Below are 22,469 nucleotides of genomic sequence, written 5' to 3'. Positions count from 1 at the left end.
AAACTTTCTCAAGCCTGGGCCGATCCTCTATTTAAGAGGGGTCATTTGATTTCGCCTTTGTCATTTATGACCGGAAGGGGGGCCTCCTTGACAGGAGGAGGGAAAGCCCTAGAAACCGCAAGGAGGGCCGTTTTCCGCGTTGTCGAACGGACAGCGGATCACTTTGTGAGGGTCTACGACCGCCTTGCCGGACAGCGTCATAGTCATAGTCTCCCACCAGCCCCCGAGCAGGGTGCCCCAACGATCCTCCTGTTTCGATGCCTTGGGCTTGTCCCATTTGGGGAGCGCTTTATAGGCACACTGCAGCAAAGTGGTTTCAACGTCCGTACCTGCCTTTTCTCTCCGAGGGCGGAAAAAAGACGGCTTCTTGGGTTAGGCGAGATGGTCGCCGAGGCCTGTGAGGCGTTGATTGTGAGCCCCCCGGAGAAGGTAGAGGTGATCGCTGGTTCTTCCCTGGGAGGGATGACGAGCCTGTTCCTTGGTGCCTTGGCAAAGGTGCCGGCGGAGGGACGCTCGGAGTTCATTGAAAGATTTCACGCCTTTTTACCCCCGACACCGCACCGAACGATCGAGGCGTTACACGATCTGTCCGTGCGTCTCCAGGGGGCGCGTGTGATCCTCATGGGGGCACCCGTAAACGAGATTCGGTTAACACGCGCAGGTCGTCAAGCGGTCCGGGCGATCGGGACGATTCGACCAGAACTTTTTGAGTGGCTTGAAAGGGGTTATCTTCGCGGCACAGGAACAAGGACCGGACTCTACGAGCAACTTGGTTTTGAACCTAAAAAGATTGCTGATGGCATCATCCTCGGTGCGGCCCAAACATGGGGCCTTCATGCAAGGGACCCATTCTCCTTGGGAGCAAACGGCCTTATGCAGGGAGCCGCCCGACTCATGTCCGGAACAGCGGTCAAGTTGGCACCGGGAGAACTGAGCGACGGTGTCATCGGTCATCACTCCGCGTTGCTCGGGTTGGGGCCTGATCGGGAACGGATCTTGTGGAAACAGAATCACCTCGACGTCATGGAGACCGAGGAGGCAGCGCGCACCCTCCTCTCACTGATACATTAATCTCGCCCGATAGCCTCTCCTTGACGCGAGGGGCCACCTCCCTATAATCGTAGCTTTCTTATACCCTCTCCCCTCGGCGGGAGAGGGTGTCCTGAGCCTGCCGAAGGACGGGTGAGGGAGTGAGGAATTCATGTTCACGGGTATCATCGAGGGGGCTGGTTTTATACGGAGTCGACGGGAGGGAAAGGGGCACCTAATTCTTCAGATTCAGGCCTCTTTTTCGCTCTCCTCCATTAAAAAAGGGGAGAGCATCTCCGTCAACGGCTGTTGTCTGACCGTCACTAAAAAAGAAGGAAAATGCTTTTGGACCGACCTCTCGCAAGAGACCTTGAAGCGAACTAATCTGGGTCGCCTCCAAGATGGAGAGCGGGTGAATCTGGAGCGCGCGGTTCGATTGAGCGACCGGATGGGGGGACATCTCGTTTCAGGTCATGTCGATGGAATCGGCCGGGTTGTTTCAATCAATCGAAATGGGGCTGGAGTTGAACTGACGATCGGTTTTTCAACGGAACTTCGGCCGTACCTCATCCCGAAAGGTTCCATAGCAGTTGACGGGGTCAGCATGACGGTGAATCACCTCACAAAAAACCGTTTTACGCTCGTTATCATCCCGCATACCTTGTCGAAAACAAATCTGGGGGATCATAAGGTGGGCGACCCGGTTAATCTCGAAGTTGACATGGTTGGGAAGTATATAGTCAATTACCTCCGCAAGCGGAGTCGAAGGTGACAGAAAAATTATTCTTCACAAAAGTAACGGGGCGAAAGGGACGCGTTGAGGAGTCCATTGAGGCGATCCGCAAGGGACGCATGGTTATCCTCGTTGATGATGAGGATCGTGAGAACGAAGGAGACCTCGTCATGGCGGCCGAAAAGGTGACGCCCGAGGCGATCAACTTTATGGCGAGACACGCACGGGGTCTGATCTGCCTCACCCTCACGCAGGAGCGATGCGACGAGCTCGGCCTCGCACCGATGGTCACCGAAAATACCTCCAATTTCGGAACCGGCTTCACCATTTCGATCGACGCCAAAAAGAATGTGACAACCGGGATCTCCGCCGCTGACCGTGCCACAACAATCCTGGAGGCCGTTCGTGACGGGGCTAAAAATTCTGATTTTGCAAGGCCGGGGCACATCTTCCCGATTCGTGCACGCAAAGGAGGGGTACTCGTCCGTTCCGGTCAGACGGAAGGCTCTGTCGATTTGGCCCGGCTGGCGGGTCTCAAATCGGCCGGGGTGATCTGCGAGATCATGAAGGAGGATGGAACGATGGCACGGATGCCCGACCTGGAGATCTTCTCCAAAGAACACGGGATCCCGATTGTAACGATTGCCGACCTGATCGATTACCGACTGCAACATGAAACGTTGATCCGAAAAGTAGAAGAGGCGAGTCTTCCGACCGACTATGGCGAGTTCCGTGTGATCAGTTTTGAGAGTCAGGTCGACGAGCTGACCCACGTCGCCCTGGTGAAGGGGAAGATCTCTCCCAAAGAGCCGGTTCTGGTCCGGGTCCACTCGGAATGCCTGACCGGAGATGCCTTTGGTTCCAAGCGATGCGATTGCGGCAAACAGCTCCATCGATCTCTCGAGATGATTGAGGAGGCAGGCAAAGGGGTCTTGCTGTACATCCGCCAGGAGGGACGCGGGATCGGAATTTTTAACAAGGTGAAGGCGTATGCGCTGCAAGACCAGGGATTCGATACGGTCGAGGCGAACAGCCAGCTCGGCTTTAAACCGGATCTTCGTCATTACGGAATCGGGGCCCAGATCCTTGCCTCGCTCGATGTCAAAAAGATGCGGCTCATGACAAACAATCCACGAAAGATTGTCGGACTGGATGGTTATCACCTGGAGGTTGTGGAAAGGGTGCCGATTGAGATCGAGCCGGAAAAAGAAAACCTGAAATATCTCAAGACAAAAAAAGATAAACTGGGACATCTGTTAAAAAAGGTGTAGCTCATGAGCCGTTACATTGCCAAAAGAGTGACCGGTCTGAAGGCGGATGGACTCCGATTCGGCATTGTGGTGAGTCGTTTCAACGAGAAAGTGACCACGCGGCTTCTGTCGGGGGCCAAAAGGGGACTGAAAAAGGCCAAGAGGCTCGATGTGGTGTGGGTCCCCGGGGCGTTTGAGATCCCCTACGCCCTCATGAGGATGGCCCGGCAAAAAAAGTATGATGCCTTGATCGCCCTTGGAGCGGTCATTCGTGGTGGGACACCCCATTTTGATTATGTGGCCGGTGAAACAGCGCGAGGGGTGATGCAGGTCATGTTGCAGGAAAAAATTCCTGTTGCCTTTGGAGTCCTAACCACCAATAACCTGAAACAGGCGTTGGATCGATCCGGAGGCCGGTTGGGTAACAAGGGGATTGAAGCCGCCGAAGTCGCTATTGAAATGGTTAGAGGGATTCACCATGGGCTATCGTCATAAGGGAAGAGAACTCGCCCTGCAAATCTTGTATCAGATCGACATGAAGGGGAGCGATCCAAAGTCGGAGCTCAGATATCTGGGGCATGAAGAGCCTTTGAGTCAAGAGGTTGAAGATTTTGCCAGGACCGTTGTAGAGGGGACCTACCGCAACCTCCGAGAGATTGACCAGATGATAGAAAAGTTTTCAACACACTGGAAGCTCAACCGGATGTCAGCCGTCGACCGGAATATCCTGCGTCTGGGGGCCTACGAACTTCTATATGACCACGAGGTCCCAACGCCGGTTGTCCTCGATGAGGCGATTGAAATTGCCAAAAAATTCGGCTCGGAAAACTCCAGTTCCTTTATCAACGGAATCCTCGATCATGCCGCCAAGGAGGTCAGAAAATGATTCAGCTGGTCCTTTCTTCAACACCCGTCGATGAGGTCCCCGGCAAACTGGTGCTGGCAACCTTTTTCGAGGATGTCCGCCCCCTTAAAGGAGTTGTTGGTCTCCTGGATTGGCGCTTAAACGGTCACCTCTCCCGTCTCATTATGGCCGAGAGGATCTCCGGCGGATTTTCAGAGTCACTGATCATGCCGTCGCGCGGAAGGGTTGCCGCAGACGAGATCCTCCTTTTTGGCCTTGGTTCCTACAAGACCGCCTCGGAAGACGAGCTCGAAAAGGGATTTGACTGTATCGTTGACAAGGTCGCACGCCTCGGAGCTCCTACCTTTGTCATCTCCTTTGGAGAGATGGCGAGGGACTTCATGAGCTGGCGCGCGCTTCTTCGTTCTTTCATGGGGGGGCTCTCCCAAAGAATTCGAAAAGAGGATATCCAGATGTTCTGCGCCGAGGACTCCCGCTGGATCCAGGAGGCGAGGCGAAGGAACATGGATTTTGGGGCCGATGTAGAATTGACGTACGCTTAATTAAATTTATGGGGACAAAAGATATTTTTGCGGGCTCTGTCATCACCACCAAGGTGAAAGAGGTAGTCGCCTGGGGACGAAAAAATTCCCTCTGGCCGATGCCGTACGCCACCGCCTGTTGCGGCATTGAGTTCATGGGAACCGTCTCGTCCTACTTTGACATCTCCCGTTTTGGAGCGGAGCTGGTCCGCTTTTCTCCACGCCAAGCCGACCTCCTCATTGTCCTGGGAACGATCAACTACAAGCAGGCGCCGATCCTGAAACGAATTTACGACCAGATGTGCGAACCGAAGTGGGTTATTTCGGCCGGGGCCTGCGCCTCTTCGGGAGGTTTTTACAACAACTACAGTGTCGTTCAGGGGATCGACGAGATTATCCCGGTCGATGTCTACGTCCCTGGTTGTCCTCCAAGGCCCGAGGCGATCCTGAACGGTATATTGAAGATCCAGGAAAAAATAGTGAAGGAAGCAAAAGGGAAACCGGATGCCGCCTGATCCCGTCATTCTTGAGAAGCTTAAAGAAAAGTTTCCGACCGAAATTGTCTCAACGAACGATTCCGGTGAAATGCCGGTCGCCGTGATCAAGAAGGCGGAAGGCCATTCAATCCTCTCCTTTATGAAAGAGGAGCCGGCCCTCCGATTTGATTTTCTGATCGACCTCACCGCTATCGACCGGCAGAAGCTGGGAGGAACTCCTCGCTTTGAGGTTGTCTATCACCTCTACTCCGTCACCCTCAAACACCGGCTCCGGTTGAAGATTCAATTGCCTGAAGAGGATTTGCGTCTTGCCTCGGCCGTTGATCTCTGGAAATCCGCCAACTGGATGGAGCGTGAATGTGCCGAAATGTTCGGAATTCTCTTTGAGGGGCATCCCAACCCGAAGAAGCTGCTCCTCTTCGAGGGGTTTGAGGGATACCCGCTTCGAAAGGACTATCCGATCGATCGCCGCCAGAAGATTCCGGTCCCTGAAGAAAAACTTTAAATCATGAGATCCCGATCGATAGAAAACCTTCCCGAAGAATCATCAACCAGGAGAATGGTATTGAATATCGGCCCCTCCCATCCGGCGACCCATGGGGCGCTTCGTTTCCTCGTTGAGCTGGATGGAGAAACGATTGCCAAGGCCGATGCCGAGATCGGCTATCTTCATCGCGCCTTTGAAAAACATACGGAACATAGCACCTGGAGTCAGGTGATCCCGTATACGGACCGGCTGAATTACTGTTCGTCGATGGCCAATAACGTTGGTTACTGCCGCGCGGTGGAAACCCTGTTAGGAATTGAGATCCCTGAACGGGCCCAGCGTATTCGCCTCATTGTCTGCGAGCTGTCCCGTATTATGGATCACCTCATCTGTATTGGGGCCGCCGCCGTCGACCTCGGGGCACTGTCCAACTTCTGGTACCTCTTCAATGCGCGTGAGCAAATTTACGATTTTACAGAGAAGCTCTGTGGAGCCCGGTTGACGACCAACTATACCCGGATTGGCGGCCTTATGCGGGATGTGACCCCTGATTTTCTCGATGGAATCCGGCAGGTTTTGAAAAAACTGGACAAGGCGCTCCGGGAGGCCGGACGCCTCCTGGAGCGTAACCGGATCTTCATGGATCGAACTCAAGGAATCGGTATCATCTCAAAAGAGGAGGCGATCAATTGGGGATTCACCGGACCCTGCCTCCGGGCCTCCGGCGTCCCTCTCGATCTTCGCCGTGCCGAACCGTACTACCATTACGATGAATTTGACTTCGAGATCCCGATCGGCACACGGGGCGACACGTATGACCGCCTCATGGTTCGTTTCGAGGAGATACGACAAAGCGCAAAGATTGTTGAACAGGCCTTGAAAAAAATCCCCGACGGACCGGTGATGACCGATGATCGTCGCGTGGCCCTTCCACCGAAGCAGCAGGTCTACGGCTCCATTGAGGGGCTCATGAATCACTTCATGCTCATGATGGATGGGATCACGGTGCCCAAGGGCGAAATTTACTCCGCCACCGAGGCGCCGAATGGAGAACTCGGATTTTATATTGTGAGCGATGGAGGTCACCACCCCTACCGTATCCGGGTCCGTCCCCCCTGCTTTTTGATGGCCTCCGCCTTTGGAAAGATGATTGAGGGAGGGATGATCGCCGATGCAGTAGCGGTGTTGGGGAGTCTGAATCTGATCGTGGGCGAACTTGATCGTTGAAAAATGGTTTTTTGGGGAGGGTGAAAAAGGGATTATGTCACTTCAATTTTCAGAAACCAGTGAACAAAGAATCGAGGAGACCCTCAAACGTTATCCAACCAAACAGGCGGCGTTGCTCCCGGTCTTCTGGATTGCCCAGGAACAGTTTGGATGGATCTCTCAGGAAACAATCGAACTGATTGCACGCCGGCTTGATCTCTCCCCAGCCCATATTTATGGCGTCGCCACCTTCTACACGATGCTCCTCAAGAAGCCGGCCGGGAAATACCACCTCCAGGTCTGCCGAACCCTTCCCTGTGCCCTGATGGGGTGCGACAGCCTCATCGGATACCTCAAAGAAAGGCTTGGCATTGAGGAGGGGGAGACGACGGATGATAAAAAATTCACCCTGACCACGGTTGAATGTCTCGCCTCCTGCGGAACTGGCCCGGCGATGATGGTGAACGAAAAGTATTATGAGAATTTAACGTGTGAGAGGGCAGAGGAAATTTTAAAGGAGCTAAAATAATGATCGACCCCCTCACCCGTAACTATTTTCAAGGGAGCGCTCCCCTCTCCCGCGGGTGGAAAGGGCCCTCTCCCTTCAACGGGAGAGGGAAAATACGATCGATATCTTCGATAAGGGTGAGGGCATGATGGATCTCGTCCTCACCAAAAACTTTACCACCCCCAACGCCTACCAAGTTGAGGTGTATGAAAAAACAGGAGGCTATCAATCGCTCCGCAAGGCGTTTGGAATGAAGCCGACGGAGGTGATCGAAGAGGTAAAAAAGTCGGGGCTGCGTGGCCGTGGGGGGGCCGGTTTCCCGGCTGGTATGAAGTGGGGATTCGTGCCTCAAAATACCGGTAAACCGATCTACCTCTGCATCAATGCCGACGAGAGCGAGCCAGGCACCTTCAAGGATCGTGCCATCCTCGAAAAAGATCCACACCGGTTGATCGAAGGCTCCATCCTCTGCTCCTACGCCATTGGCTGCCATACCGCTTATCTCTACATCCGTGGTGAGTTTGACCTCCCCCGACGCCGCCTTGAAGAGGCGATCCAGGAGGCCTATCAGAAGGGATACCTCGGCAAGAATATTTTGGGGGCAGGATACAACCTCGATCTTTACCTCCACCGTGGGGCCGGCGCCTATATCTGCGGTGAAGAGACCGCACTGCTTGAATCTCTCGAAGGGAAGAGGGGCTACCCAAGGATCAAACCGCCCTTCCCTGCCGTACAGGGGCTTTTCGGCTGCCCAACGGTGATCAATAATGTGGAGACGCTCTCTGCCCTCCCCTACATTATTGAAAGAGGGGCCGAGGCCTACAAAAAAATAGGGACGGAAAAAAGCCCCGGCACAAAGCTGTTTTCAGTCTGCGGACCGGTCAAGAAACCTGGGGTCTATGAGGTTCCTCTCGGTCTTCCCCTACGAACACTCCTCCGAGAACAGGCCGGCGGCCTCCAGGATGGAAAGGTGTTGAAGGCGGTTGTCCCGGGCGGCTCCTCAGTGCCGGTTTTGACGGCACAGGAGGTGGAACAGGTCAACCTCGACTATGAGTCACTGCAAGCGGCCGGCTCCCTCCTGGGATCCGGAGGTTTTATTGTGATTGATGAGGGCTACTGCATGGTCAGGGCACTCACCAATCTCGCCCACTTTTACTCGCACGAGTCGTGTGGTCAATGCTCCCCCTGCCGTGAGGGGACCGGTTGGTCCTATCAGATACTCAAGAGGATGGAGGCCGGGAGGGGTGAAGAGAGAGATATCGACCTTCTCCTGGATATCGGTCGCAAGATGTCTGGAGCGACCATCTGTGTGCTGGCTGACGCCTTGGCAATGCCGATTGCCAGTTATATCGCCAAATTCCGACACGAGTTTGAATATCACGTCCGTGAGAAGAAATGCCTCTTCCCCTAGGGGGCCTGTTTTATTTCTGAAATCAAATTTTTTGCAAACCCGATCATCTTGTCATGGTGGGCCTCTCTCACAAACCAGGAGGGGAGAAAGACATCCAGATCCGCAAAGAGCTCCATGTAGAGGAGGAATCGTTTCTCATCGATCCGCCAGACCTTGACCCGTCCCTCGAACCGCTTGATCCCGCGTGGCCACTCACCGCTACCGGGAACATCCCTCAAGAGAAGTTCAAACGATTCTCCGGGCTCTCCACTCTTTCCCCTCTTCGTTGCCGTTGCATTCGCCGTAAACTCCCTGTCGAAAAAACAGGGGGGGAGCTTGATCCCCACGTGGAGCTGGAAGGTCTGTCCGTTAACATTCGGCCTCACATGGCCAACAAGCGACGACTGCAGGATGAGGTCGGAACGATCCTTCATCTTTTCCGCCTCAAGACCCAGGAGTCGCGCCGCCTCATCAACCGAGGTCGGAACGATTGAGATCACATGCACCGCATTCAGCGTACTCCCCGGCCTTAGAATCTCCCTGATGTAGATTTTGGGATCCTTAAGCGTCGATTGCTCTGCCTCATTCGGATCGATCCCGAATTTTCTTAAGAGGAAGTCATACGGGACATAACCGCCCAGCACCTGTCCAAAGGCGTGACGAACCTGATCGGGGGTTGGTTCGCTTTTTGGATCTCGTAGAAACTTTCCTGTCCAATAACAGGTTTGGGTAAATCCCGAACGCTGGTCGGCGGATGAAAGGGAAGTCGCCCTCTTGACGTCACCTACCTCCTCCCACTTCAAACGGTTGGCGCGTGCCTCGTCGATCCTTCGCGCACACTCGGCCATTCCCTCCTCAAAAGCGGTATCAGGCAGACCTTTTAAAACCGACCTGAGCTCTTGGATATAGGAAGTTGGGGGGGCCATTGAAAACTACTTTTTGAGCTCCGCCATGAGCTTCTCGACAAATTCGGCCAGTTTTTTCGTCTGCGCATCCTGGAGAAAATCGAGGGGCAGATTAACATCAAAGTCGGCATACGACCGGAAGTAGAGGACAAACCGCTCCGGATCGATCCTCCAGACACGTGCAGTTGCCTCAAACGCATTGATATTCCCGGAACCATTCACATAACTCATATCAACCCGCATCCCCTCATACGGCTCACCATGGCGACCCCATTTCAGCGCCTTCACCTTGACCGTAAAGTAGCGGTCATCAAAGGGCCACGGCAGGTCAAAACCTTGACGGATCCAAAAGGGACTCCCATCCAGATTGGGTGGTGAGATCGCCTTATCTATCACATCGGATTGGATACAAAGGGGGGTCCTCTCCTTCATCTTTTCGGGTTGAAGGACCAGAATTCTGCCTGCCTCATCAATCGAGGCAGGAACCACCATGAACAGATGTCCGGTCTTGCGCCGACCCCCAGGCCTTGGGGTCTTGATGAGAAAGGTCTTTGGATCATCCAGGGTCGATTTGTCTGCCTCTACGGGATCAATGCCAAATTTCCTGAGCAAAAACTGATACGGAAAATATCCCGCCGAGATCCTCCGCAAGGCTGACTCGATCTCGGTATCGGGAACCGGTGCCTTGGAATTGTTGAGGTAAGGCCCTGCCCAGCGACAACCCTTTGCAAATCCCCACCGGTACTGTTCCGGTTTATCCTTAAGCAGTCTCTCCTCTTCGACACCCACCGCCTTCTTTTCAATATCCCCCCATTTGATCGTCCCTGCCCTCGCCTGGTCGATCATCGCCATGCATTGGGCAGCCCCCTCCTCGTAGTCGTCCTTAGGGGGACGCCCCAAAATCGCCTGAAACCTTCCGGCATAGGTAACGGGGGATGTCATCTTCAATCGGTTATTCGTAAGGCCTTACTTATTGTTGCGTACCAGAATATTTTTTGGACAACGAATTCTGAAGGCAGACGATTTTTACACCAGAGTGACAACATCAAGCCTCTCGGCACGTTCGATCATCGAAGGAGCTCTTCTTCAACATGTAGAGAGACTCGCCTCGTTTGAGGACCCCCTTGGCAGTCAGCCGGGCTACCTCGATCTTTTATCAAGAGAGACCCCCTCCCTTGGAAGAGATCATTATCTTCATCGCCATGCATATGATTTGAGGGTACTCGAGGGGGGGATCCGTTCAAGGCTCTCACGAACGCTTGAGGCAAATTCGGCACAGTTTGTTCATCTGTGGCGTCAACACCTCGATTCCTTACGGAACCGCCTTTATCGAATGGGGGAAGGTCTCGTCTATTGGGGGGTCGACCGGGTCCCTGCCTCAGGCGGCATCGGAGGGGAACAGAGACGAATCGGAGAGCTCATTCAATCGCTCTCTGATGCCAACCAAACCTTGTCCGACTTTGATGCCCATTTCGTTCATGAAAAACCACTCCCCTTTGGGTATAAAACCTCAGCCGACCTTCAGAGAAGAACGATTGATGAACTGACCGCCTCCCTCCATCGGATCAACTTTCATTCGGCAGCCGCCAAGATTGCCCGCGGGACCGTCGAAGGACAAACCGTTCCTCAGAAACAAATTTGGCAAGTGACGAGGAACTATCTTCAGCTCGTCAACGAAGGGTCCGAACTGAGGTTTGCCCATTATCCCTTGGCAACCCTTGGTCTTGCCCTGCTGATTGGTTATTCTGTCTGGTCGATTGGTGATACGGTCTGATCAAGCTTCAGACCTTTCGCTCTTTCAAATAATCGATCACCTTGTTCAATGCGACCTCTTCCTGATTCTGCGAGGTCATATCCCGAATTACTACCGCCTTCTTCTTCAATTCGTCATCCCCGAGGATCACAACATAATGCGCCTTGCTCCTGTCGGCAAACCGCATCTGGGCCTTGAGGCTCTTTCCTTCATAATCGATATCGGCCCGAAGCCCCTCCTTCCTCAATTTTTCCGCCAGCTGGATCCCCTCGCGAACCGCCCTCTCACCTAGCGCGGCAATAAAGACCGATTTTTTGGACGCCTGCACAGTACACCCGGTCTTCATGAGTTCAATGAGGCGCTCCTGCCCGATCGCAAAACCAAATCCGGGGATATTGGGCCCTCCCATGAGCCTGACCAACCCATCGTAGCGCCCTCCACCTGCCACGGCGCACTGGGATCCCAATTGTGTTGAGGTCATCTCAAAGGTTGTTTTGATGTAGTAATCGAGACCCCGCACAATTCGGGGATTAACCTTATAGGCACTCCCCAGATGCCCCAGCGTCTCAAGGACAAGATCAAAATCTTTTTCGCACACCTCACAAAGATGATCCTGAATCGAGGGGGCCTCCTCCGTCAGCTTTCGACAATCCTCTTCCTTACAATCAAGCACGCGAAGCGGATTTTTATCCATCCTTCGTTTGCAATCCTCACAAAGGACCGCCTGGTTCTGAAGCAGAAAATCGTGGAATGCCTTGTGATACTTGGGACGGCAGATCGGACAGCCGAGCGAGTTGATCTCCGTTTCGAGATCTAACAGTCCGAGGCTCTTCAGATAGAGGTCGAGCATATGGATCACCTCGGCATCCAATAACGGACTTGCGATACCAAACGCCTCAACCCCGATCTGATGAAACTCCCGGAACCGCCCCTGCTGGGGGCGTTCACGCCGGTACATCGGACCGATATAGTAATATCGCACAACCGGTTCCCGGACGACCTGACCGCCCTCAATATAGGCCCTCACCACAGAGGCCGTTCCTTCGGGCCTAAGGGCAATCATTTTTTCTCCCTTATCCTGAAAGCTGTACATCTCCTTCTCGACAACATTGGTGGTGTCCCCCAGACTCCTTGAAAAAAGGGACAACTCCTCAAGGAGGGGGGTCCGGATCTCCTCATACCCGTAGAGAGAGAAAAGCTCCCGCGCCTTCGCCTCTACCTCCTGCCAAAGGGGGATCTCGTCCGGCAGGATATCTCGCATTCCGCGCAACGTTCGAATCGACATGAGGAGCCTCCTTTACAATAAACTTGATTGGACAAACATCAAAATTCGGATAACATATCGCCTTGGGAGCTAGGGTGTTTCGGAAAATCTTAGGATTACTTTTTCTAGTGACGCTCACGACCGCCTGCTCTGTCGATCAGGACGGGACCTCTCCGTCCGGGAGCGTTACCCAACAGACAAAGGATGTCTCGGGGAAAATCGCACTCGCCGTTGGCGGCAATGGTGAGGGAAGGGATATTTATCAGATGGGAGAATCCCCCCGCCTCCTCAACTTCACAACGACTGATACCGACCTCTTTACTCTAGCCCTGCCCGAAGGATATTCCTCTTATACAGAATCCCGTTCCGTCCGGATTACCCCAAATTCTCCTGGCATCGGCTACATCACACCCATTGTCGATTCGCGGGAGCGTCAGCCGGTCCTGGTCACCATCCCCCCTCAAAAACTCATCCAAATCCTCGTCGGTGAGGCGCGCGGACAAATCAAGCGGGAGGCAACACTGGATGAGAATGAAGCGGTAAAACCTGAAAGTGTCAGCCGAACGGGAGACGCCTTGGGCGCGGTCATCCGAAACCGGATCGAACTGATCAACGAGTCGGAGAACCCGGCCCTTTTCAAGGCGGACACCACTCGCTATCAAGCGGATCCCCCCTTCTCCTATTATGAGGCAGTCATTGAGGCCGAGGGGCAGTTTGCCTCTGTCGACCCGGAAAATATCAATAATAAAAAGTATCAGGAGGCGGCCGATCGAACCGCAATCCGTGATGATGACGACCTGACCGCCTACGACCAGGCGGTTCTCACGGCGGCTGATATCTTTAACGATGCCACAAAAGACCCAACGGAAGGCGCCTTTGCCTTCTACACACCGACCGTGGAGCAACAGGTACTGCTGTTAGAGGCGCTGGAAACGGGGGTCTTAACACTGCCGAAAGATTGCGGGGCCTCGGATGAACAATTCCCTGAACTGGCACCCGTTCAGGTACTCCTCTTAAAAGATATCGCCTCGATCACCTCCCGCGACCCACGCCCCTCCTTTGTCTTTGTCCGGGAACGGAGTGATACCGAACCGGCGGTCACTGATATTCCTTAGTCCTTCGAATCTATTTCTTTTTTAGAAAATTTTTCAGATCTTCCAGGCTCACCTGCTGCGTTTTCTCGTAGTCTTCACGAAATTTTGCCTTCACTTCCTGGTGCGTTGTCCCGACCGTTTTTTGGATTTCGGCCAATTCATTCAGATAATCCTGGTCATCCCCGAACTCCTGAAGAATCCGGCTGTAGACCCGTGCAGAACCATCAGCATCTTTCGCCTCAAGCTGTTTCCGGTAAAGTTCCTGAAACTTGCGCCGCGCCTTGTCAATCTGTCGATCCTCCAGAAGTGCCTCACACCAGAGCTCTACCACACCCCGTTCCTCTTTGGAGGCGGCCGGAGCTGCATCAATGCGGGCCAACGCCTTCTTGAAATCCCTCTTTCCAAAATAAATGCGACAGAGCTCAATTAAAAGAGCGGTGTTCTCCGGCTTGAAATAAAGGATTTTTTCATACACCTCGATCAGCCCCTCCTGTTCCTTCCGCTCACGAAGAAGCCGTGCCGCCTGTTCATATTCGGCCAGTGATTTTTCCATCTCACCGCCCGCCTGCATCAATTCCGCCAGGCGGATCCGGCTGGTCGTATTGGAGGGGTCTGTTTCAAGTATTTTTTTCCGGATCTCAACAGACTCCTTAATCTTCCCCACACTGTCGTAAGAACCGGCTACAATATAATATTGATGAACCGCTTCATTGATCATGCCAACTTCCCGATAAAGATCTCCGAGCTTCTCATTCGCCGGTAGCGAACCGGGAGAAATCTTCAGAAGCGTTTTGTAGACCGCGATCGCCTTGAGATAAAACTTCTCTCCTATGTAGTAATCGGCCACCTCCTGATAAGACTGGATCGCCTTGGGGATCTCCTTCTTCCTGACATAAAGATCACCCATCTTGAGTTTAAGCCGGATATCCGCCTTGTCGGCCTCAACAAGTTTTTGCAGCTCCTTGATCGCCTTGTCGTACTTGCCGGCCTGAGACAGCTTTTCGACCTCTTCTAATATCTTCTCTTTCAACATAACGTTTTAAGTACCCTTTTTTAAAAGAGAGATCGCTCCCTTCAATCCGAGCAGGTAACTCCCCTTTCCAAAACCAAACACAACGCCCCGTGCGACAGGTGAAATATACGATTCCTTTCGGAATGCCTCACGGGCATGAATGTTGGACAGGTGAACCTCGATGACAGGCGCCGAGATTGCCGCAATCGCATCGCGGATCGCCACGCTGGTATGGGTAAAGGCAGCCGGGTTGATAACGATCGCATCACAATCCTGATCAGCCCTCTGAATCCTGCTCACAATCTCCCCCTCGTGATTTGACTGAAAAAACTCAATCCCGACGCCTTCCTTTTTCGCTTCGCGGGCCAACGCCTCATTGATCGAGGAGAGCGTCACCTTTCCATAAATCTTCTGTTCCCTCTTTCCCAAAAGATTGAGGTTGGGACCGTGAATAACCAGTATTTTCTTTGAAGCCTTCATGTCGAGCCCTCCCCGACAAACCGAACCAGACGTTCCGGTGCTATTGTTTCAACAATGACACGACCGATCCCCTTCAAAAAGACAAAATGAATCATCCCCCTTGTGCTCTTTTTGTCAACCCGAATTGCCCGCAGCCATCGCGAAGGGGCGAAAGAGGGGGACTCCGTTGGTAATCGGAATGATCGCAAGACCCCTTTGACTTCCTCGACCAGACCAGGATGGCAAAGCTTAAGACGGACCGATATCTTCGTGGCGATCACCATTCCGATAGAGATTGCCTCTCCATGACGAAAAGAGCGGTACGCCGTCTCCTTTTCCAGGGCATGTCCAAAGGTATGGCCAAAATTGAGGATTTCCCGGAGTCCTTTTTCTTCTCTCTCATCCCGAGTCGTTACCCAAATTTTGTGTTGAATCGACCGAGCAACGATCTCTTCCATGAGGGACAAATCTCTCTCAAGAATCCCATCCCGGTGGGCCATGAGGAATCTGAAAAAATTTTCGTCACGGATCAAGGCATATTTGATCACCTCTGCCATGCCAGAGAGAAAATCACGACGCGGCAGGGAGAGGAGAGAGGCCACATTACAGAAAACAGCCGATGGCTGGTAGAAGGAACCGATAAGATTTTTCCCCTCCGGCCGGTCAATCCCGACCTTTCCTCCAATACTCGAATCAACCTGGGCAAGCAGGGTGGTAGGGAGATGGAAATAAGGGAGCCCCCGCAAATAAGTGGAGGCGACAAATCCGCCCAGATCACCGACAACACCGCCACCCAATAGCAACAAGGGCGTCTTTCGATCAGCCCCTATCTGAAGTAGTCGTCGATAAACGGACTCAACCGTTTTTGAATTTTTGAACCGCTCCCCGTCTGAAATCAGTATTTTCCTAAATGGTATGCCCGATCCCAATCTTCTCTCGAGTGACCGGAGACAGCGAGCGGCGATGGGGGCTGTTGTGATAAGAACCGGAGAGGTTCCCCTTAAGAGAAAAACAAGTTTTTTGAAAACCTCTTCACGACCGACATGAACCTCATAACGACGCGACCGCAAATCAGCTTTTAGAATTTTCATGAAGCGCCTTCATTATCTCGCTCACAACGGACTCAAGATGATTGCCACTACTATCCAGGATAAGATCGGCTTTCTGGTAGAAGGGAGACCGACTGGAAAGCAGGTTCTTGATCGTCTGGAGTTCATCCCGATCTTTCAAGAGAGGCCTTGTCTTCATGGAGCGGACCCTTTCATAGATCACCTCCGGTGTCGCCGAAAGGGCAATCAGAAGGCCATTTTCCTTGAACAACGCCAGATTCTCCGGATCCATCACGGCACCCCCACCGGTGGAAATAACCACCTTCTCTTTTTGAAGTGCCTTCTTGACCATCTCCTTCTCCCTCCGGCGAAAGGAGGTCTCCCCTTCCCTTTCAAAAATCTCCATGACGGTCTTTTTGGCCTCCTGCTCCACCATCTGATCGGTATCCAGAAATTGATAGGAAAGTTTCTCGGCCAACATCTTGCCAACAACTGTTTTCCCGGTCCCCATGAAGCCTGTTAAAATAATCCTGTTCTTTTTACCCAACATAAAGACTAGAATTTTTCCGTCTGCTCCAGATAGCCTTCGTAGTTTCGCCGAACCTCTTTGAGGGAGTCTCCACCAAATTTTTCCAAAAAAATCTCGGCGAGTGTCAGGGCGACAACGTTCTCACCGATCACGGCCGCCGCCGGAACCGCCGTGACATCCGTCCTTTCCACCGTGGCCAGATGAATCTCCTTGGTGATAATATGGACCGACTGGAGCGGACGGATCAACGTGGAGAGCGGCTTCATAGCGGCACGAAGCACAAGCGGCATCCCGTTGGAAATCCCCCCTTCGAGCCCGCCGGCATTGTTTGTCTTCCGATAATACCCTTGCCCTTTTTTGTAAAAAATCTCGTCGTGAACCTCCGATCCAAAAAGGTTGGCCGACGTAAAACCGTTCCCGATCTCTACCCCCTTGATTGCCTGGATACTCATAACGGCCTGGGCCAGTCGTCCGTCCAATCTGCGGTCCCACTGAACGTGACTGCCAAGCCCAACCGGCACCCCTTCCACAATGATCTCAAAAACCCCTCCGAGGGAGTCCCCATTTTTTTTAGCCTCGTCAATTCTGGCAATCATCTTCTTTTCAGCCTCCGGATCGATACAACGAACCGGACTCTCTTCAGATTTTTTGACAATCTCCTTCCAGGATGGCCTTTGCACACCCGTCACAGCACCACCGATATTGATCACATGACCGACCACCTTGATACCGAACTCTTCCAGAAAAATGCGAGCCACGCCCCCCGCTGCCACTCGGGCCGCTGTTTCCCGCGCACTCGCCCTCTCCAGTATATTCCGAAGATCGTGGTGGTCATATTTCATCCCACCCGCCAAATCGGCGTGACCGGGACGGGGATGGTGAACCACCTTGGTTTGCCCCTCATCATCCTGGGCGACATCCATGATCTTTGACCAATGGGCCCAATCTTTATTGTCAATTTTCATGGCAATCGGTGAACCGAGCGTTTTTCCAGCCCGGATGCCGGAGAGAACCTCGACACGATCCTGCTCAATTTTCATCCGGACTCCGCGACCATATCCCCTCTGGCGCCGTGCAAGCTGCCGATTAATCTCTTCTTCCTTGACCGGCACACCGGCAGGAATCCCCTCCAAAATGACAACGAGGGCCTTGCCGTGCGATTCACCAGCCGTGAGGTATCGAAGCATAGAAAAAATCCGAGGGTTCTCGTCTAAACAGAAAAGACCTTGTCTTTATCAGACAACTTGAGTCCTAAGGCCAAAATGATCTTTCTCATGGTATCCATGCGGCACTCCAGGCCTGCCTCTATCCGATTGATCGTCAGGGCAGAGACTCCCGCCTTTCTGGCCAGTTCAGCCTTGCTGATCAAGAGCTCTTCGCGAATCTTCCTTACGTTGTTTTTTTTATGGGATGTCATTCGTTCAACAAGACATTCCTATATCACAAGAAAAGTCCCGTTTAAACAAAATAGTATAGATAAAATAAATAAGACCATAATTATATAAAATTATAATATAATTAAGTCTAATTATAAAGGTGCGCGGTGACCTCAAAATAGAAATGAATCATCTCCTGCCCGATAAAAAGATAGAGGAGCGCGGCGGCAGCAAGAAAAGGCCCATATGGAATTTCGTACTGAAGATTTTTCCTGGAGATGACCATCATCACAAGCCCTGTTAATGAACCCAAGAGTGAACTGATCATGAGGACGAAAAAAACACCCTTCCAGCCCAAAAAGGCACCAAGCATCGCAATCAATTTGACATCCCCCATCCCGATCCCCTCACGCCTTCTTAACTTTTCATAAAGCCACGCGATGAGAAACAGGAGCCCGCCACCCGCGGCCATCCCGATGAGAGAGCGCCAAAGAATCTCAACCTGGAAACCGTAAATGAGAAGGGAGACGAGAAGACCTGCGGGAATACCCGGGAGTGAGATAACATTCGGGATCACCTTGTGGCTCAAATCAATAAAGGTGATGGCGATGAGGGGGGAGGCCAAAAAAAGAAAATAAAGAAGGACAATTTTGACATCTCCGAATTGCAGATAAAGAAGAAAAATAAGAAAACCGGATATCAACTCCACAAGAGGATACCGAAAGGAGATCGGCTTCTTACAGAAGCGACAATGCCCTCCGAGCAGGAGATAACTTAAGAGGGGAATATTATCGTACCAATGGAGGGAGAGCCCGCAATCAGGGCAGTGGGATCGGGGAACGACAATTGAGTGCTGTTTTGGGAGGCGGGCAATGACGACATTTAAAAAGCTGCCGATCGAAAGCCCAAACAAAACCAGGAGAAAAATGAGGAGAGGTGGCATAACCCCTCCATATCACATAAGAAAAACAATGGAAACTGGGTTCAACGACGAACCGATAATAACCCCAAATGAGGCGTATCCTTCCTGTTCTGCTACTAGCTGCCGCCCTTCTTGCCTGTGGAGGGGGAAGTTCCGTTCCACCAATCCCCGTCTCCCTGGATGAGCTTAGGCTTTTTCACGTCAAGGGTCTCCGATTTGAAAAAGACTTTGTGGAGTATCGGAATGCCGAAATAGAAGTCTATGTCATTGATTCCACAACCGGCCACGCCGTCCTCTGTGCCGGACAGGAACATGGTATGCAGGTTGTCCAGCAACCTGGAACTGACTACACGGAACTTGACGCTACCCTTATCCCGATAGAAGGCTCCCGCCTGACGGAGGTCTCCAGATTCAAATTCGCTATTTATGAAAGGGATTCGCGACACTGCCCAAATCAAATAAATGCGACAAACAGTAAACTCCTCGGTGAAACCAAGGAATTGACCTACGATCAATTCACTTCCGGTTCGTTCTCGCTAAAAGACCAGAAGACGGGCTACCTCGCACTCCAAGAGAGAACAATAGAAACAACACCCATCACCCTCTCTGAGATTTTAAATCTGCGACTTAAATCGCTTCGATTCATGTCCACTGAATATGGGGAGGGTTCAAGGCCAGAGATTGAGATCCACCTCGTCGATGTCTGGACCAACAGGACACTCGCCTGTATCGGTCCGAATGAGGGACTTGAATCGGTCGATGAGCCCGAGGTCGATTATGACAACCTCCTCTACCCCTTTGTAAAAATCAGATCGATGCCTGAAACAACCGAGGCGACCTGGCTGCGTCTCCTGTTGGTCGATCGCGATGAAGGCGCCTGTCCGGGCCCCTTTGATATCTGGAAAGACCGGGTACTGGCAACTTCACAGGTCATGACCCTTGCCGATCTTCAACGGGGAGAGAGCCTGCCCCTTGATACCAACGTGGCACAACTCGAGATTGGGAGCCTGGAAACCTACGAGCCGCTCTTCGCAACACTAGCACCGATTGAGGAGGGAGGACTAAAAGTTGATCGCATAAAGGTCCTGGGATCCAACAATGAACACTCTCTCTCAGAAATCGAGGTCCATCTCATTGATCCCTCTACGGGTGGAACCTTCGCCTGTGCAGGGGAAGAAGAGGGACTGGAAGGGGTTGAAGTGGGTGGACTTGAGTTTGTAAATTTATCGGCCGCTTTAAGAGGTCATTTGCCGGAAGATCGAGCAACTGAAGTGACCGTTGTGATTGTTGAGCGGGATATTTCCCAGTGCCCCGCCCCGGCCACAAGGGCGCATGATGATTTCTTGGCAGAAACAACCGTCACGATTGATGACCTCACCGACGGTCCGATCTCTTTTGAAAACGGAAGTTCCATTACCTTTTCTCGTTAGTGTCGTGCCCCATAAATTCCTTTAACCACTGCTGAATCACCCTCAACGGAAGGCCAACCACCGCCTGCAAATCCCCCTTGATGTCGATTGCAAACTTTTTCCCTCCCCCCTGGATCGCATAAGCCCCCGCCTTCCCGATCGGCTCTCCCGTTGCAACATATGCCTCAATCTCCTGAAGAGAAATTTCCCGAAACGTGATCAAAACCTCTTCCACATGACGACGGATCGAATCATCGTTCGTGTTCAATAAAACAACCGCTGTGTACAACCGGTGTGTTTTACCGGAGAGTTTTTTGAGAATCTCTCTGGCCATGTCGTCATTCTCCGGTTTTCCAATCTTTTCCCCTTCCAGTTCGATGAGGGTGTCACTCCCAAGGATCAATGCCTTGGGATAGAGTTTGGCGACCGACCGGGCCTTTGCCTCCGCAAAATAAAGAGCCTCGTCCGAGACAGAATGATCTGTCGGTACCTCCTTAAACAAGGGAGAGATCGTCTCAAAAGGGATCCCGAGGGTGCGCAAAAGTTCAGAGCGGCGAGGCGAGGTTGAGGCGAGAACAAAGCGGATTGTCATTCCGATAACAGTGCCCTATAAGCGGCGGATGAACCAGCCTTTTTTGGGATTTTGGAGTCGTCTGTTGAAACCGATTATCGGGCTCTCTCCGATGGATGGAGTCACCGATGCCGCCTGCCGGGCAATTACCGCACGTTACGGTGCCCCTGATGTCACCTTCACTGAATTTACGACCGCTACGGGACTTTTTTATGCCCCCGATAAAATCATCGGAGGTCTTGAATATACGGAGATCGAACGGCCCGTTGTCGCTCAAATCTTTGGCCAGAACCCGGATGACTTCTATCGGGCAACCCATGTCGTTTGCGAACTCGGATTCGACGGGATCGACATCAATATGGGCTGCCCTGCCAAAAAGATCACCAATCAGAATTGCGGGGCCAAACTGATCACTCTTCCCACCCTGGCCCTGCAAATTATACGTGCCACACGGGCCGCAATTCAGGACTGGTCACATGGTCAGACACTCGAGGAACTTAAAATTTCTGAAGAGCTCATCACCCTCGTCAACCGAATGAATGAAAAAAGAGGTTCCCGAGAAAAGACGATGCGTCGTCTGATTCCCTATTCGGTCAAGACGCGGATCGGTTTTGATACGATCGTTATTGAACAATGGATTGAAACCCTTTTGTCTGAACATCCGGCGGCGATCTCGATCCATGGAAGGACCTTAAAACAGATGTACCGGGGCTCTGCCTCCTGGGAGGCGATCAGACAGGCGGTCCCTATCGCAAAAAGGAGTGGAACCCTTATTCTGGGGAATGGTGATTTAGGCTCTCTTGAGGAGGCGATTCGCCGCATCGAACAGACCGGGGTCGATGGGGTCTTGATCGGCCGCTCAGCCATTGGCAACCCCTGGATTTTTAAGAACAGGGAGGCGAGCCGTGAAGAGCGTCTCGGGGTCGCCTTGGAGCATGCACGCTACTACCAAGAGATCCGTCAGGGGAATCACTTCGAGGGGGTCAAAAAACATCTCTCAGGCTACCTGCGAAACATCTCAGGGGCCGCAACCTTAAGATCGATGGCGATGAAGGCGCAGAACCTTGACGAGCTTTGCAGGCTCCTGCAGGTTACTCCCTCAATAGTGCAAACATCCCCGGAAAATGATCCCTCGGATCGATCGGTATTGGCGGCTTTGTCCCTTTCGTCTCCTGCTCATCGGGGAGAAAAATCCTTTCTTTTGAAATACCCAATTGCCCCCCATAAAGCCTGACGGCCGCTTGCATCAATTCGGCCAGCCTGAAACCGTTGGAGTAAAGATTCGTCCCACGCAAAACCGGCGCCTCTGGAGGGCCAGAAATTTCAACAAGCATCCTCCCCTCTACCCTCTCCCCATTTTCAGTCAGGATGAGTCGAAGCAATTTAAACTGTCCCAGAAAGACAGGGTTGGGGATCTCACCGTTGAAATTAAAATTCTTTCTTTCAGTTGTCCGATGGCAGGTCTTGGAGGGGTAATTCCCGCGTGTAAACATGAGACCCGGATCGTCTGTAACCTCTATATAACCGTCAGGGGCCGACTCAGAGACTGGAAAGCGATTGATCTCTTCCGTATAGCGAAGGAGCCTCTTGAAAACGCCGATCGATTCAACGAGCGTGGTATCGATCTCTGTGTGGAATGG

The 22,469-nt window shown here is 52.5% G+C and carries 26 protein-coding genes; 15 read left to right on the top strand and 11 right to left on the bottom strand.

Translation table 11 applies throughout. The features are described 5' to 3' along the window. Positions 1–45 precede the first annotated feature (45 nt). The 11 genes from HYT77_00685 to nuoF all read left to right on the top strand — a co-directional run bounded on the left by HYT77_00685 (position 46) and on the right by nuoF (position 8,507). The gene (locus HYT77_00685) at positions 46–1,071 is read left to right on the top strand and encodes a hypothetical protein (protein ID MBI2066515.1); all 1,026 of its coding nucleotides are present in this window, start codon (positions 46–48) and stop codon (positions 1,069–1,071) included. Between the two features lie 130 nt (positions 1,072–1,201). After that, on the top strand, positions 1,202–1,801 hold the full coding sequence (locus tag HYT77_00680) for a riboflavin synthase (protein MBI2066514.1): 600 nt from the start codon (positions 1,202–1,204) through the stop codon (positions 1,799–1,801). Next, positions 1,798–3,033 carry a bifunctional 3,4-dihydroxy-2-butanone-4-phosphate synthase/GTP cyclohydrolase II gene (locus HYT77_00675; protein ID MBI2066513.1) on the top strand — a complete coding sequence of 412 codons (1,236 nt, stop codon included), beginning with the start codon at positions 1,798–1,800 and terminating at the stop codon, positions 3,031–3,033. Before HYT77_00680 ends, HYT77_00675 begins: the two co-directional genes overlap by 4 nt. A 3-nt stretch (positions 3,034–3,036) precedes the next feature. Next, entirely contained in the window at positions 3,037–3,507 is a 471-nt protein-coding gene (locus tag HYT77_00670; GenBank protein MBI2066512.1) for a 6,7-dimethyl-8-ribityllumazine synthase, read from the top strand. Beyond that, positions 3,491–3,898, top strand: a complete 408-nt coding sequence (nusB, locus tag HYT77_00665) for a transcription antitermination factor NusB (GenBank protein MBI2066511.1) — start codon at positions 3,491–3,493, stop codon at positions 3,896–3,898. The genes HYT77_00670 and nusB overlap by 17 nt, the downstream gene beginning before the upstream one ends. Continuing rightward, positions 3,895–4,419 carry a hypothetical protein gene (locus tag HYT77_00660; GenBank protein ID MBI2066510.1) on the top strand — a complete coding sequence of 175 codons (525 nt, stop codon included), beginning with the start codon at positions 3,895–3,897 and terminating at the stop codon, positions 4,417–4,419. The genes nusB and HYT77_00660 overlap by 4 nt, the downstream gene beginning before the upstream one ends. Before the next feature lie 8 nt (positions 4,420–4,427). Beyond that, on the top strand, positions 4,428–4,913 hold the full coding sequence (locus HYT77_00655; protein ID MBI2066509.1) for an NADH-quinone oxidoreductase subunit B: 486 nt from the start codon (positions 4,428–4,430) through the stop codon (positions 4,911–4,913). Continuing rightward, positions 4,903–5,400 carry an NADH-quinone oxidoreductase subunit C gene (locus HYT77_00650; protein ID MBI2066508.1) on the top strand — a complete coding sequence of 166 codons (498 nt, stop codon included), beginning with the start codon at positions 4,903–4,905 and terminating at the stop codon, positions 5,398–5,400. The genes HYT77_00655 and HYT77_00650 overlap by 11 nt, the downstream gene beginning before the upstream one ends. A 3-nt stretch (positions 5,401–5,403) precedes the next feature. Continuing rightward, the gene (locus tag HYT77_00645; protein MBI2066507.1) at positions 5,404–6,609 is read left to right on the top strand and encodes an NADH-quinone oxidoreductase subunit D; all 1,206 of its coding nucleotides are present in this window, start codon (positions 5,404–5,406) and stop codon (positions 6,607–6,609) included. A gap of 34 nt (positions 6,610–6,643) precedes the next feature. Next, on the top strand, positions 6,644–7,117 hold the full coding sequence (nuoE, locus tag HYT77_00640) for an NADH-quinone oxidoreductase subunit NuoE (protein MBI2066506.1): 474 nt from the start codon (positions 6,644–6,646) through the stop codon (positions 7,115–7,117). Positions 7,118–7,241: 124 nt separating this feature from the next. Next, positions 7,242–8,507 carry an NADH-quinone oxidoreductase subunit NuoF gene (gene nuoF / locus HYT77_00635; GenBank protein MBI2066505.1) on the top strand — a complete coding sequence of 422 codons (1,266 nt, stop codon included), beginning with the start codon at positions 7,242–7,244 and terminating at the stop codon, positions 8,505–8,507. Here nuoF and HYT77_00630 read toward each other — a convergent pair. Next, positions 8,504–9,412, bottom strand: a complete 909-nt coding sequence (locus HYT77_00630; GenBank protein MBI2066504.1) for a hypothetical protein — start codon at positions 9,410–9,412, stop codon at positions 8,504–8,506. The genes nuoF and HYT77_00630 overlap by 4 nt on opposite strands. A 6-nt stretch (positions 9,413–9,418) precedes the next feature. Beyond that, entirely contained in the window at positions 9,419–10,333 is a 915-nt protein-coding gene (locus HYT77_00625; protein MBI2066503.1) for a hypothetical protein, read from the bottom strand. Between the two features lie 94 nt (positions 10,334–10,427). Between HYT77_00625 and HYT77_00620 the strand changes: the two genes are divergently transcribed. Next, positions 10,428–11,165, top strand: a complete 738-nt coding sequence (locus tag HYT77_00620; GenBank protein ID MBI2066502.1) for a hypothetical protein — start codon at positions 10,428–10,430, stop codon at positions 11,163–11,165. Positions 11,166–11,172: 7 nt separating this feature from the next. Here the strand turns inward: HYT77_00620 and HYT77_00615 are convergent, their stop codons facing one another. Next, a complete protein-coding gene (locus HYT77_00615; GenBank protein MBI2066501.1) occupies positions 11,173–12,429 on the bottom strand; it encodes a histidine--tRNA ligase in 1,257 nt (418 codons plus the stop codon). Positions 12,430–12,503: 74 nt separating this feature from the next. Here HYT77_00615 and HYT77_00610 point away from each other — a divergent pair, with 74 nt between their 5' ends. Next, positions 12,504–13,523 (top strand): hypothetical protein, encoded by a 1,020-nt coding sequence (locus tag HYT77_00610; protein ID MBI2066500.1) that lies wholly within the window; start codon positions 12,504–12,506, stop codon positions 13,521–13,523. A 10-nt stretch (positions 13,524–13,533) separates the two neighbouring features. Here the strand turns inward: HYT77_00610 and HYT77_00605 are convergent, their stop codons facing one another. From HYT77_00605 to HYT77_00575, 7 genes are all read right to left on the bottom strand, one after another. After that, positions 13,534–14,535: a hypothetical protein gene (locus HYT77_00605; protein MBI2066499.1), complete on the bottom strand. Its 1,002-nt coding sequence runs from the start codon at positions 14,533–14,535 to the stop codon at positions 13,534–13,536. A gap of 6 nt (positions 14,536–14,541) precedes the next feature. Continuing rightward, the gene (aroQ, locus tag HYT77_00600) at positions 14,542–14,994 is read right to left on the bottom strand and encodes a type II 3-dehydroquinate dehydratase (GenBank protein MBI2066498.1); all 453 of its coding nucleotides are present in this window, start codon (positions 14,992–14,994) and stop codon (positions 14,542–14,544) included. After that, positions 14,991–16,064, bottom strand: a complete 1,074-nt coding sequence (gene aroB / locus HYT77_00595) for a 3-dehydroquinate synthase (GenBank protein MBI2066497.1) — start codon at positions 16,062–16,064, stop codon at positions 14,991–14,993. Before aroB ends, aroQ begins: the two co-directional genes overlap by 4 nt. Then, a complete protein-coding gene (locus tag HYT77_00590; protein MBI2066496.1) occupies positions 16,045–16,533 on the bottom strand; it encodes a shikimate kinase in 489 nt (162 codons plus the stop codon). The genes aroB and HYT77_00590 overlap by 20 nt, the downstream gene beginning before the upstream one ends. Before the next feature lie 44 nt (positions 16,534–16,577). Continuing rightward, positions 16,578–17,738 (bottom strand): chorismate synthase, encoded by a 1,161-nt coding sequence (gene aroC / locus HYT77_00585; protein ID MBI2066495.1) that lies wholly within the window; start codon positions 17,736–17,738, stop codon positions 16,578–16,580. Positions 17,739–17,761: 23 nt separating this feature from the next. Beyond that, positions 17,762–17,968: a helix-turn-helix domain-containing protein gene (locus HYT77_00580; GenBank protein MBI2066494.1), complete on the bottom strand. Its 207-nt coding sequence runs from the start codon at positions 17,966–17,968 to the stop codon at positions 17,762–17,764. Positions 17,969–18,075: 107 nt separating this feature from the next. Further along, positions 18,076–18,870 (bottom strand): prepilin peptidase, encoded by a 795-nt coding sequence (locus HYT77_00575; protein ID MBI2066493.1) that lies wholly within the window; start codon positions 18,868–18,870, stop codon positions 18,076–18,078. A gap of 68 nt (positions 18,871–18,938) precedes the next feature. Between HYT77_00575 and HYT77_00570 the strand changes: the two genes are divergently transcribed. Continuing rightward, positions 18,939–20,279: a hypothetical protein gene (locus HYT77_00570; GenBank protein ID MBI2066492.1), complete on the top strand. Its 1,341-nt coding sequence runs from the start codon at positions 18,939–18,941 to the stop codon at positions 20,277–20,279. Here HYT77_00570 and maf read toward each other — a convergent pair. Further along, a complete protein-coding gene (maf, locus tag HYT77_00565) occupies positions 20,263–20,850 on the bottom strand; it encodes a septum formation protein Maf (protein ID MBI2066491.1) in 588 nt (195 codons plus the stop codon). The genes HYT77_00570 and maf overlap by 17 nt on opposite strands. 28 nt (positions 20,851–20,878) lie before the next feature. On the opposite strand from maf, the gene HYT77_00560 reads away from it, so the two are divergent. Further along, positions 20,879–22,063 carry a tRNA-dihydrouridine synthase gene (locus HYT77_00560; GenBank protein ID MBI2066490.1) on the top strand — a complete coding sequence of 395 codons (1,185 nt, stop codon included), beginning with the start codon at positions 20,879–20,881 and terminating at the stop codon, positions 22,061–22,063. Positions 22,064–22,469 lie beyond the last annotated feature (406 nt).

Source organism: Deltaproteobacteria bacterium (assembly GCA_016180855.1).
Classification (GTDB): Bacteria; UBA10199; UBA10199; order JACPAL01; family JACPAL01; genus JACPAL01.
Note: the sequence above shows the minus strand (reverse complement) of the source record. Positions and strands in the feature narration are given on the sequence as shown.

Excerpts from the sequence above, each read along its gene's own strand:
- HYT77_00615 (MBI2066501.1), bottom strand. The coding sequence starts at position 12,429 with ATGTCGATTCGAACGTTGCGCGGAATGCGAGATATCCTGCCGGACGAG.
- HYT77_00580 (MBI2066494.1), bottom strand. The coding sequence starts at position 17,968 with ATGACATCCCATAAAAAAAACAACGTAAGGAAGATTCGCGAAGAGCTC.
- aroQ (MBI2066498.1), bottom strand. The coding sequence starts at position 14,994 with ATGAAGGCTTCAAAGAAAATACTGGTTATTCACGGTCCCAACCTCAAT.
- HYT77_00590 (MBI2066496.1), bottom strand. The coding sequence starts at position 16,533 with ATGGGGACCGGGAAAACAGTTGTTGGCAAGATGTTGGCCGAGAAACTT.
- HYT77_00680 (MBI2066514.1), top strand. The coding sequence starts at position 1,202 with ATGTTCACGGGTATCATCGAGGGGGCTGGTTTTATACGGAGTCGACGG.
- HYT77_00575 (MBI2066493.1), bottom strand. The coding sequence starts at position 18,870 with ATGCCACCTCTCCTCATTTTTCTCCTGGTTTTGTTTGGGCTTTCGATC.
- HYT77_00605 (MBI2066499.1), bottom strand. The coding sequence starts at position 14,535 with ATGTTGAAAGAGAAGATATTAGAAGAGGTCGAAAAGCTGTCTCAGGCC.
- HYT77_00560 (MBI2066490.1), top strand. The coding sequence starts at position 20,879 with ATGAACCAGCCTTTTTTGGGATTTTGGAGTCGTCTGTTGAAACCGATT.
- HYT77_00650 (MBI2066508.1), top strand. The coding sequence starts at position 4,903 with ATGCCGCCTGATCCCGTCATTCTTGAGAAGCTTAAAGAAAAGTTTCCG.
- aroB (MBI2066497.1), bottom strand. The coding sequence starts at position 16,064 with ATGAAAATTCTAAAAGCTGATTTGCGGTCGCGTCGTTATGAGGTTCAT.
- maf (MBI2066491.1), bottom strand. The coding sequence starts at position 20,850 with ATGACAATCCGCTTTGTTCTCGCCTCAACCTCGCCTCGCCGCTCTGAA.
- nusB (MBI2066511.1), top strand. The coding sequence starts at position 3,491 with ATGGGCTATCGTCATAAGGGAAGAGAACTCGCCCTGCAAATCTTGTAT.
- HYT77_00660 (MBI2066510.1), top strand. The coding sequence starts at position 3,895 with ATGATTCAGCTGGTCCTTTCTTCAACACCCGTCGATGAGGTCCCCGGC.
- HYT77_00630 (MBI2066504.1), bottom strand. The coding sequence starts at position 9,412 with ATGGCCCCCCCAACTTCCTATATCCAAGAGCTCAGGTCGGTTTTAAAA.
- HYT77_00670 (MBI2066512.1), top strand. The coding sequence starts at position 3,037 with ATGAGCCGTTACATTGCCAAAAGAGTGACCGGTCTGAAGGCGGATGGA.
- HYT77_00570 (MBI2066492.1), top strand. The coding sequence starts at position 18,939 with ATGAGGCGTATCCTTCCTGTTCTGCTACTAGCTGCCGCCCTTCTTGCC.
- HYT77_00645 (MBI2066507.1), top strand. The coding sequence starts at position 5,404 with ATGAGATCCCGATCGATAGAAAACCTTCCCGAAGAATCATCAACCAGG.
- nuoF (MBI2066505.1), top strand. The coding sequence starts at position 7,242 with ATGATGGATCTCGTCCTCACCAAAAACTTTACCACCCCCAACGCCTAC.
- HYT77_00625 (MBI2066503.1), bottom strand. The coding sequence starts at position 10,333 with ATGACATCCCCCGTTACCTATGCCGGAAGGTTTCAGGCGATTTTGGGG.
- nuoE (MBI2066506.1), top strand. The coding sequence starts at position 6,644 with ATGTCACTTCAATTTTCAGAAACCAGTGAACAAAGAATCGAGGAGACC.
- HYT77_00655 (MBI2066509.1), top strand. The coding sequence starts at position 4,428 with ATGGGGACAAAAGATATTTTTGCGGGCTCTGTCATCACCACCAAGGTG.
- aroC (MBI2066495.1), bottom strand. The coding sequence starts at position 17,738 with ATGCTTCGATACCTCACGGCTGGTGAATCGCACGGCAAGGCCCTCGTT.